Source organism: Massilia sp. UBA6681, from assembly GCF_002454935.1.
GTDB classification, from domain to species: Bacteria; Pseudomonadota; Gammaproteobacteria; order Burkholderiales; family Burkholderiaceae_D; genus Telluria; species Telluria varians.
Genome location: NZ_DKJX01000091.1, coordinates 1 through 10,229 on the forward strand (window position 1 = coordinate 1; position 10,229 = coordinate 10,229).

Annotated in this window: 9 protein-coding genes; 4 read left to right on the forward strand and 5 right to left on the reverse strand. The window is 69.7% G+C overall.

Annotation, left to right across the window (positions count from 1 at the left end; genetic code table 11):
- Both B2R83_RS16395 and B2R83_RS16400 read right to left on the reverse strand, forming a co-directional pair.
- Nucleotides 1–1,476: heavy metal translocating P-type ATPase (locus tag B2R83_RS16395; protein ID WP_292043528.1), on the reverse strand; the 1,476-nt coding region annotated here is incomplete at its 3' end.
- 99 nt (nt 1,477–1,575) lie between these two features.
- Nucleotides 1,576–3,447: a PAS domain S-box protein gene (locus B2R83_RS16400; protein WP_292043530.1), complete on the reverse strand. Its 1,872-nt coding sequence runs from the start codon at nt 3,445–3,447 to the stop codon at nt 1,576–1,578.
- Nucleotides 3,448–3,629: 182 nt separating this feature from the next.
- On the opposite strand from B2R83_RS16400, the gene B2R83_RS16405 reads away from it, so the two are divergent.
- The gene (locus B2R83_RS16405; protein WP_292043532.1) at nt 3,630–4,127 is read left to right on the forward strand and encodes a nuclear transport factor 2 family protein; all 498 of its coding nucleotides are present in this window, start codon (nt 3,630–3,632) and stop codon (nt 4,125–4,127) included.
- 23 nt (nt 4,128–4,150) lie between these two features.
- Here the strand turns inward: B2R83_RS16405 and B2R83_RS16410 are convergent, their stop codons facing one another.
- Nucleotides 4,151–4,726, reverse strand: coding sequence for a flavin reductase family protein (locus tag B2R83_RS16410; protein ID WP_292043534.1), 576 nt, complete (start codon nt 4,724–4,726; stop codon nt 4,151–4,153).
- Between the two features lie 59 nt (nt 4,727–4,785).
- The gene (locus B2R83_RS16415) at nt 4,786–5,835 is read right to left on the reverse strand and encodes an NAD(P)-dependent alcohol dehydrogenase (protein ID WP_292043535.1); all 1,050 of its coding nucleotides are present in this window, start codon (nt 5,833–5,835) and stop codon (nt 4,786–4,788) included.
- Nucleotides 5,836–5,989: 154 nt separating this feature from the next.
- On the opposite strand from B2R83_RS16415, the gene B2R83_RS16420 reads away from it, so the two are divergent.
- The 3 genes from B2R83_RS16420 (at nt 5,990) to B2R83_RS16430 (ending at nt 9,618) form a co-directional block, all read left to right on the forward strand.
- A complete protein-coding gene (locus B2R83_RS16420) occupies nt 5,990–6,886 on the forward strand; it encodes a LysR family transcriptional regulator (protein ID WP_292043541.1) in 897 nt (298 codons plus the stop codon).
- 110 nt (nt 6,887–6,996) lie between these two features.
- A complete protein-coding gene (locus B2R83_RS16425) occupies nt 6,997–7,821 on the forward strand; it encodes a universal stress protein (protein ID WP_292043537.1) in 825 nt (274 codons plus the stop codon).
- A gap of 18 nt (nt 7,822–7,839) precedes the next feature.
- Nucleotides 7,840–9,618, forward strand: a complete 1,779-nt coding sequence (locus B2R83_RS16430) for a PHA/PHB synthase family protein (RefSeq protein ID WP_292043539.1) — start codon at nt 7,840–7,842, stop codon at nt 9,616–9,618.
- Between the two features lie 10 nt (nt 9,619–9,628).
- Here B2R83_RS16430 and B2R83_RS16435 read toward each other — a convergent pair.
- Nucleotides 9,629–10,229, reverse strand: a 601-nt coding sequence (locus tag B2R83_RS16435; RefSeq protein ID WP_349681057.1) for a glycosylhydrolase-like jelly roll fold domain-containing protein, incomplete at its 5' end; no start/stop codon positions are given.

Here is a 10,229-nt window from a genome sequence, read left to right on the forward strand (position 1 = left end):
CACCCCGCGCCCGGGCAGCGCCCGGGCGTTCGCCACCGGCTGCAGCGCGACGCCGCGCGCCTGCGCGGCCTCCAGCACCGCATGCGCCAGCGGATGGCTGCTGGCCTGCTGTACGGCCGCGGCCAGGCGCAGGACCCGCTCGCCGTCGGCGCCTTCGAGCGCGGCCAGGCGCGGACGGCCTTCGGTCAGGGTGCCGGTCTTGTCGAACACCACCACGCCTACCGCATGCGCGGTTTCCAGCGCCTCCGCATCCTTGATCAGGATGCCGTGGCGGGCGCTGGCGCCAGTGCCGACCATGATCGAGGCGGGCGTGGCCAGGCCGAGCGCACACGGACAGGCGATCACCTGCACCGCCACCGCATTGAGCAGCGCCGCCTGCCAGTCGCCCGTCGCCAGGCCCCAGCCGAGCAGCGTGACGAGCGACACCAGCAGCACGGACGGCACGAACACCGCGCTGACGCGGTCCACCAGGCGCTGGATCGGCGCCTTGACCGCCTGCGCGTCTTCCACCATGCGGATGATCTGCGACAGCATCGTCTCGCTGCCGACCGCGGTGGCGCGCACCAGCAGCAGGCCGTCGGCGTTGACGGCGCCGCCCGCCACGCGATCGCCCGGCCCCTTCGCCACCGGCAGGGATTCGCCGGTCAGCAGGGATTCGTCGAGGTGGCTGCGCCCTTCTTCCACGCTGCCGTCGGCGGGCACCCGTTCCCCGGGCCGCACCACCATCAGCTCGCCCACCCGCAGTTCGGCCAGCGGTATGCGCTGGTCGCGGCCGTCGCGCCGCACCAGGGCGTCGTTGCTGCGCAGGGCTTCCAGCGCCCCGATCGCCGCCACCGCCTGGCGCTTGGCGCGCGCCTCCAGCCACTTGCCGAGCAGGACCAGGGTGATCACCACCGCCGAGGATTCGAAGTACAGGTGGGGCGTGCCGTGGTGACTGCCCGCCAGCAGCAGGTACAGCGACAGGCCGTAGGCGGCGCTGGTGCCGATCGCGACCAGCAGGTCCATGTTGCCGCTGCCGGCACGCAAGGCCTTCCAGCCGGCCCGGTAAAAGCGCGCGCCCAGCCAGAACTGGACCGGGGTCGCCAGGATGAGCTGCAGCCAGCCGGGCAGCATCGGGTTCAGGCCGAAGGGCTGCACCAGCATCGGCGCCACCAGCGGCATGCTCAGCAGCGCGCTCAGGGCCACCGGCCACCAGGCCGGCAGGCCGGCGGCGGTCTTTTCGCCCCTGTCCGGACGAGCGCTGCCGGGCGCCAGCGCCGCGGCGGCTTCGTAGCCGGCCGCGCGCACCGCCGCCAGCAGCGCGTCGAGCGCGGCGGCGCCATGCACGCTGGCCTTCTCGGTGGCCAGGTTGACCGTCGCCGTGCTTACGCCGGGCACCTTCTGCAAGGCCTTTTCGACCCGGGCCACGCAGGACGCGCAGGTCATGCCTTCGATACTCAGGAGGGTCGCGCCCTCGGGATGCGTTCTTGTGTCCATTTGCTTCCTTCAATCATGGAATGCCATACCCGAAGGATATTCCTTCCCACGATGGGAAGGTCAAGCAACTTTTTTGGACACCTGGAACTCGGATAAGGCTTAGTAAGGAGAGCGCGCCGAACACACGCGTCCACGCCCGGCCTTCTTGGCCTGGTACATGAAGTGGTCGGCTTCCTTCAGGAGTTCCTCCGGCGCGCGCACGGCCTTGCCGCTGTCGAGCGAGATGCCGATGCTGGCGCGCACGCGCATCGCCCGTCCCGGCAGCATCACCGGCTCGGAAATGCTCGAGATCAGCTTTTCGGCCACGGTGTGGGCATCGTCGAAGGTGTCGGCCATGTCTTCGAGCAGCACGGTGAACTCGTCGCCGGCCAGGCGGTAGACGCTGTCGGTCTTGCGCACCCCGGCGCGCAGGCGCCCAGCGATCTCGCGCAGCAAGATGTCGCCCGCCTCGTGGCCGAGCGAATCGTTCACCGCCTTGAAGCCGTCCAGGTCGATGAACAGCATGCCGACCGCCTTGCCGCTGCGGCTGGCGCGCGACTGGGCCACGGGAATCGCTTCCAGCAGCGCGCGCCGGTTCAACAGGCCCGTGAGCAGGTCGTGCCGGTTCTCGTATTCGCGCTGGGCCTGTTCCTGCTTGCGCTCGGTGATGTCGTGCAGGAAGGCGCTGAACATGGTGCGCCCGTTCGATTCGAGCGCGCGGATGCGCACCTCGACCGTCAGCGCACTGCCGTCGCGCCGCAGCGCCGGCAGTTCCAGGCGCTGGTCGACGGCGCTGGCGAGCCGGGTCGCCAGGAAGCGCTGCATGCCGTGGCGATGGCGCTCGCGGTATTCTTCCGGGATGATCAGCTCGTCCAGGCTGCGGCCCAGGGCCTCGTCGCGCGGCCAGCCGAAGGTGTCCTCGGCCTGGCGGTTCCAGGCCGTGACCAGGCCCTCCTCGTCCAGGCTGATATAGGCGTCGTAGGCGTTTTCCACCACGCTGCGGATTTCCGCCTCGCGCGCGTGCAGCTCGGCGGTGCGCGCCTGTACCCGGCGTTCCAGGTCGGCATTCAGGGCGGACAGCGCATCCTGGGCCGCCTTCTGGGCGTCGATGTCCTTGATGACCGCGACCGTGTATTCGACCTGCCCCGCGGCATTGCGTTTGGTCGAGACGTCAAGGGCGACCCATACCGGCCTGCCATCCTTGCGCATGTAGCGCTTCTCGAGCCGGAACCCGTCGAGCTCGCCCCGCTGGATGGCGCGCATCTGGTCCATGCCGAGGTCGACGTCGTCCGGGTGGGTGATCTGGCGGAAAGTGCGGCTCCATAGCTCTTCCTCGCCATAACCGACGATGTCGCACAGGGCCTTGTTGACGCTGATCCAGCCGCCATCCGGCGCCACCAGCGCGATGCCCACGCTGGCGATGTCGAACACGCTGCGGAAGCGCGCCTCGCTGGCGCCCAGCACCGCGCTGGAACGCGCCAGCTGCTCGCGCGCTACCGCCATGCGCTCGCGGTACTGCACTTCCTTGGTCAGGATCGCGGCCAGGTCGTTCAGCACCCCGGCTTCGTCCTCGCTCAGCGTGCGCGGTCTGGTGTCGAGCGCGCACAAGGTGCCGATCGCCAGGCCGGCCGTGGTGCGGATCGGCACCCCGGCATAGAAACGGATGTTCGGCGGACCGTTGACCAGCGGGTTGTCGCTGAAGCGCCCGTCCTCCAGCGCGTCCTGCACCACCAGCGGCGCGCTCATGCCGATCGCATGGGCGCAGAAGGCATGTTCGCGCGGCGTCTGTCCCGGTTCCATCCCGACGCGCGACTTGAACCACTGGCGGTCGGCATCGACCAGCGAGAACAGCGCCATCGGCACGTCCAGCATGCGGCTGGCCAGGCGGGTGACGCGGTCGAACACCGGTTCGGGCGGGGTATCGAGCAGGTGGAGGGCGTCGAGCATCGACAGCCGGTCAAGTTCGTCGGGAGGCAGTGGGGCAGCAGGCATAACGTCCGTGTGATCAATTAACGGCGTGGCTGCCGTCCAGGTGGAACTGTAACAGATACTGCATTTCCGACACAAAATTAACGTGTCACAAGTACCAACAATGTGTCGCATTCCGGTAAATCTGTGACATTATTCTAAGGAAAGCCGTCCCATCGTCGTTGCAGTATGATTCGAGACTAGCCATGCGCCCTCTTCCCGCCGTCCTCCTTTACCTCGCCAGCCTGTTGCTGCCCTTCCACGCCGCCGCCTCCGATCCCGCCGCGCGCGATGCCAGACTCGGCGTGCGTGAAGCCGAGCGCCAGCGCGCCCTCGCGCTGAACGAACGCGACATCGAGCTGCTGCGCCGCCTCATGGGCGGCAATTATCGCCACGTCGAGACCAACGGCAGGCTGCGTTCCAAGACCGAGTTCCTGCAGGCGCTGGCGCGCGACGAGTACCGCATCCGCAATTATGGGCTGGAAGACATGGAGGTCGAGGTCGTGAATGAGGACGTGGCGATCGTCACCGGCACCTGGCGCGCCGCCCGCCTCGACCTCGGCGCGGCCCAGCCGCTGCGCGGCCGCTACGTGCGGGTCTGGACCCGCCAGCCCGAAGGCTGGCGCATCTCGCTGCACCAGGGCACCGAGATCAAGACCGCCGCCGCCCAGCCCGTCAAGTCCGATCCCCGCGGCCCGCATTAGTGCTTCCCCGGGGCGCGGCGGCCTCAGTCGGCGGCGCGCATCGCTTCGCCGATCGCATAGAAGTTGCCGCCGGCGACGTGGTGGATGCTGCGCCAGGACGGATCGGCCGTCTCGAAATGCCAGTGGCCGTCGCGGAACACGCGCGCATCGGCCCAGGCGGCCGTCACCTCGCCGATGAACAGGTCGTAGGCCTGCTGGTTGTGCGGTTCCGGCACCAGACTGCAGGCCAGCCAGGCCGAGCAGCCTTCCACCAGCGGCGCCGCCACGCCTTCCATGCGTTTCAAGACGACGCCGGCCCGCGCCAGCTTGTCCGGCTCGGCATCGAGCGAGCGGTTCCCCACCTCATGGGTCAGGCGCAGCTGCGCTACCGTCGGCAGCTGGATCACGAAGCTGCCGCTGCCCTCGACCAGCGCGCGGGTGCGGGTCGACTTGTCGAGCACCACGGTGAGCTTGGGCGGGGCGAAATCGAGGGCGCAGGCCCAGGCCGCGGCCATGACGTTGTCCACGCCCTCATGGCTGCTCGACACCAGCACGGTCGGGCCATGCGTGAGCAGCCGGTAGGCCTTCTCGAGGGGGACAGGGAGGATGTGTTCGTTCATGCGGACTCCAGTGCGGCAAAACCCTAGTCTGCCATGGAAGCCCGCAGCAGCGCTTTCCCTCAAGCCTTGAGGGTGGCGCTGTCGATCACGAAGCGGTACTTGACCTTGCCTTCCAGCATGCGTTCGTAGGCGGCGTTGATCTCGCTTGCTCGAATCATCTCGATGTCGGCGACGATGCCGTGTTCGGCGCAGAAATCCAGCATCTCCTGGGTTTCCGGGATCCCGCCGATCATCGAGCCGGCCAGCGCGCGGCGCTTCATGATCAGGTTGAAGACCTGCGGCGACGGATGCGGCGAGGATGGCGCGCCGACCAGCACCATGGTGCCGTCGCGCTTCAGCAGGCTGAGGTAGGCGTCGAGGTCGTGCGGGGCCGCCACGGTATTCACGATCAGGTCGAGGCGCCTCCCTTGCGCCGCCATGGCTTCCGGATCGCGCGAGACCACGACCTCGTGCGCGCCCAGCGCCTCGGCGTCGCGGCGCTTCGATTCCGAGGTGGTGAAGGCCACCACGTGGGCGCCCAGCGCACGCGCCAGCTTGATGCCCATGTGGCCCAGGCCGCCGATGCCGACGATGCCCACCCGCTTGCCGGGGCCGGCCTGCCAATGGCGCAGCGGCGACCAGGTGGTGATGCCCGCGCACAGCAGCGGCGCGACCGCCGCCAGCTGGGAGGGATCGTGGCGCACCCGAAGCACGTAGCGCTCGTTCACGACGATGCGCTCTGAATAGCCGCCCAGCGTATGGCCGGGCGCGTCCGGGGTCGGCGAATTGTAGGTGCCGACCATGCCGTCGCAGTAGTTTTCCAGGCCCGCGTCGCAGTCGGGGCAGCTGCGGCAGCTGTCGACCATGCAGCCGACGCCGACCAGGTCGCCCACCGCGAAGCCTCCTACGTGGGCGCCGACGGCGGCCACCCGCCCGACGATCTCGTGGCCCGGCACGCAGGGGTAGACCGTGCCGGCCCATTCGCCGCGCACCTGGTGCAGGTCCGAATGGCAGACGCCGCAGAAGGCGATGTCGATCTCGACGTCGTGCGGGCCGGGCGCGCGGCGGGTGATGGCGATCGGGCCGAGGGGCTGGTCGCCCGCGTGGGCGCCGTATGCGTTGACAGTCATGCTGGATCCTTCCATGTTCGTGCAAAAGGAGCATGGTAGCGGCGGACGGTAGCAAAAAACGTACTGGAAATTGCATGGGCTTATGAATGCACGTCATGAATGAGCCGCCTGATTCGTGAGAAAATTTGCATAATTCCCACACATGCCCTTATCGATGGCTCGCGACAACATCAACGACATCCTCGTGTTCCTCGCCGTCGCGCGCGAACGCAGCTTCACCCGTGCCGCGGCCAGGTTGGGCATGACCCAGTCGGCGCTCAGCCACATCGTGCGCTCGCTCGAACAGCGCCTGGGCGTGCGCCTGCTCCAGCGCACCACGCGCAGCGTCTCGCCCACCGAGGCGGGCGAGCGCCTGATCCAGAACGTCGCCCCCAGGCTGGAAGAGATCGAGGCCGAAATCGCCGACATCAGCGACCTCGGCGACAAGCCGGTGGGCACCATCCGCATCACCGCCGTCGACCACGTGGTCGAACAGGTCCTGTGGCCGCGCATCGCCCCGCTGCTGCCGCAATACCCCGACCTGCACGTCGAGTTCAGTGCCGACTACCGCATCGTCGACATCGCCGCCGAGCGCTTCGACATCGGCGTACGCCACGGCGACCAGGTCGACAAGGACATGATCGCCGTGCGCCTCACGAGCGACGTCCCGATGCGCATCGTCGGCGCGCCCGCCTACTTCGAGCGGCGCCCGCTACCGGCCTCGGTTGCCGACCTCATGAAGCACAACTGCATCACGCTGCGCCTGTCCAGCAGCGGCGGCATCTACGCCTGGGAACTGCGCCACGAGGGCGAGGACATCGAGGCGCGGGTGCGCGGCCAGGCCGTCTTCAACGATGTCAGCCACCACCTGGATGCCGCACTGAGCGGCAACGGCCTGGCCTTCCTGCCCGAGGACATGGTCGCCGGCCACGTCCGGGCCGGGCGCCTGACGAGCGTGATGGAAGACTGGTGCCCGAGCTTCCCCGGCCTGCACGCCTTCTACCCGAGCCGGCGCCATTCCTCGCGTGCGCTGGGCCTGGTCATCGACGCCATCCGCTACCGCGGCGCATGAACACAGGGGAATTCGACAAAGATTTGATTTGCATCAGCCGCACGTCTGACGCAGCCCTCCACTCGGCGTAGAGTCATCGCTGCCGCGACGTATTCACAGGAGGTGCTGCCGTGTACAAGACCATCATTGTCCATGTCGACGAAAGCCCGCTGCTCGACGCCCGCCTGCGGGCGGCCGCCTGGCTCGCCAACAGCCACGAGGCGCATCTGGTGGGCTGCGCCGCCACCGGCATGTCCTGGCCCGCCTACGCCATGCTTACCGGCTCGATGGCGGGGGCGCCGGTCGAAGAATTCGACTCCCTGCGCAGCACGGCGCGGGCAAGCCTGCAGCGCTTCGCCGCGCGCGCCGGCCAGCTGGGCGTGGCCTCGGTCGAGGAACGCCTGGTCGAGGACGAGAACCGCGACGCCCTGCTGCTGCAGGCGCGCTATGCCGACCTGGTCGTGACCGGCCAGGACGCGGGCGACGCCGCGACGGTGCGCGGCCTGCCGCAGTACCTGGCCATGCACGGCGTGCGCCCGGTGCTGACCGTGCCGCCTTCCTACGGCGACGCGCCGATCGCCGACAGCGTGGTGATCGGCTGGGACGGCAGCGCCCAGGCGATCCGCGCCATCGGCGCCGCCATGCCGCTCCTGGCGCGCGCCGGCGCGGTGCGCCTGGCGCTGGTCAACCCGGACCTCGAATCCGGCCTGCACGGCGAGGAGCCGGGCGCCGACATGGCGCTCTACCTGGCGCGCCACGGGGTGCGCGTCGAGGTGGTGGTGGAGCGCACCGGGGCCCCCGTCGGCGAGGCCCTGCTGGGCGTCGCTCAGGCCTGCGGCGCCGGCCTGCTGGTGACCGGCGCCTTCGGCCACAGCCGCTACCGCGAAATCGTGCTGGGCGGCGTGACCCGCCTGCTGCTCGACCGCGCGCCGCTGCCGGTCCTGTTGGCGCACTGAATACGCGCGCACCGGCCCATGAACCAGCCCGGCTTCCCACCCGGCGGCGTGCACGAGCGCGACGCCAGCGACTGGCAGGGCACGCGCCACCGCTATCCCGAGGTCGAGCCCGACCACGCCGGCATCGACCTGGCGCTGCAGGCCTGGCTCGGCCGCTTCACCGGCCAGGTCTCGCCGGCGGCGCTGGCCGTGGCCTGGTTCGACTGGTGCACCCACCTGGCCTTCTCGCCGAACAAGCAGGCCGAACTCGCGTTCCAGGCCATGTCCTCGAGCATGCGCTGGCTGCGCTACGCGGCCGGCGCCGCCCTGGCCGACGTGGCCGGACCGGTGGAGCCGCTGGCGCAGGACAAGCGCTTCGCCGATCCCGACTGGCAGCGCTGGCCCTGGAACGTGCTGAGCCAGGGCTTCCTGCTGCAGCAGCAGTGGTGGCATCGCGCCCCCCGCAGCGTGCGCGGCATGTCGCGCCACCACGCCGACGTCGCCACCTTCGTCGCGCGCCAGCTGCTCGACGGCGTCGCGCCCTCGAACTACGTCCTGACCAATCCGGTGGTACAGCGCGTCAGCTTCGAGCGGGGCGGCATGAACCTGGTCGCCGGCAGCTGGCGCGCCTTGGGCGAGGCCTGGCGCACGGTCCTGGGCAAGCCCCCGGCGCCGCATTTTCGTCCGGGGCAGGACGTGGCGCTCACGCCCGGCAAGGTGGTGCTGCGCAACCGCCTGATGGAATTGCTCCGCTACGACCCGGCCACGCCCCAGGTGCATGCGACGCCCTTGCTGGTGGTGCCGGCCTGGATCATGAAGTACTACATCCTCGACCTGTCGCCCCACAATTCCCTGGTGCGCTACCTGGTCGAGCATGGCCACACGGTCTACATGATCTCGTGGAAGAATCCATCCGGCGTCGACCGCGAGCTGGGCCTGGACGACTACCGCCGGCTCGGCGTCAACGCAGCCCTCGACGCCATCGTGCGCGATACCGGTGCACCCAGGGTCAATGCCTGCGGCTACTGCCTGGGCGGCACGCTGCTGGCGATCGCCGCCGCCGCGATGGCGCGCGAGCGCGACCGGCGCCTGGCCAGCCTGACCCTGCTCGCCGGCCAGGTCGATTTCACCGAGCCGGGCGAGCTGTCGCTGTTCGTCGACGAGAGCGAGATCAGCTTCCTGGAAGCGTCCATGTGGAGCCAGGGCTACCTCGAGACGCGCCAGATGGCGGGCGCCTTCCAGCTGCTGCGCTCGAACGACCTGGTGTGGTCGCGGCGGCTGCGCCACTACCTGCTCGACCTGCCGGACCAGCAGACCGACCTGATGTCCTGGAACGCCGACGCCACCCGCATGCCCTACCGGATGCACACCGAGTACCTGCGCCGCCTGTTCCTGAAGAACGACCTGGCCAGCGCGCGCTACCTGGTCGACGGCAAGCCGATCGCGCTCACCGACATCGACGCGCCGCTGTTCGCGCTCGGCACCCGCACCGACCACGTCGCTCCCTGGCGTTCGGTGTACAAGATCGGACTCCTGACCGATAGCGAGGTGACGTTCCTCCTGACCAGCGGCGGCCACAATGCCGGCGTGGTGGCGCCGCCCGGCGGGCCGGGGCGCTGCTACCAGCTCACGACACGGACGGCCGCTGCGCCCTACGTCGATCCCGAGCGCTGGCAGCACGACACGCCGGTGCAGCAGGGCAGCTGGTGGCCGGCCTGGGAGGCCTGGCTGGCCGAACACGCCGGGCCCTGGATCGCCCCGCCGGCGGGCGGCGCCGGGCTGGGGCCTGCGCCCGGGCAATACGTACTCCAGCCATGAGCCCGGCGTTTCACAGCATCTTTTCCCCGACCAGCTTGAGCGGCCCGAGGATGCCTGCCGGGCGCGGCGCGATCAATTGCGTATCCTGGGGAACGAAACGCTGGCCGTAGCGCGCCGACAGCAGACGGTAATCCGGCAGCGCCTGCCCCGCCAGCGCGTTCAGGGCCAGGTTCGCGACCTTGACCTCGATGCGATTGCTGCCCGGGGCCAGGTACTGCGTCACGTCGACGCGATACGGCGGATGCCAGACCGCGCCGGCGCGCTTGCCGTTGACCCAGACCTCGGCCGCCTCGCGCACCGGGCTGTCCAGCATGGCGCGCATGCCGGCCGGCACCCTGGGCGTGCTCGCCAGCGCCGTGCCCGGCCCGAAGTCCAGCAGCACGCGCTGGCCCGCAAGCTGGGCGGCGTCCAGCCTGACGGTCTTGCTGTAGGTCGCCACGCCCGAGAAGTAGCGGGTCGCCTCTTCGTCCGTCCAGGAGCGCAGCTGCGGCATCAGCCGCGTGGCCGCGCTGCCGGGGAAGGCGAGCTGCCAGTCGCGCCCGAGGTCGGCCAGCACGCTTGCCGGGCCCGGGCGCTGGGCCTCGGCGGCGGCCAGCGGCGTATCGGACAGC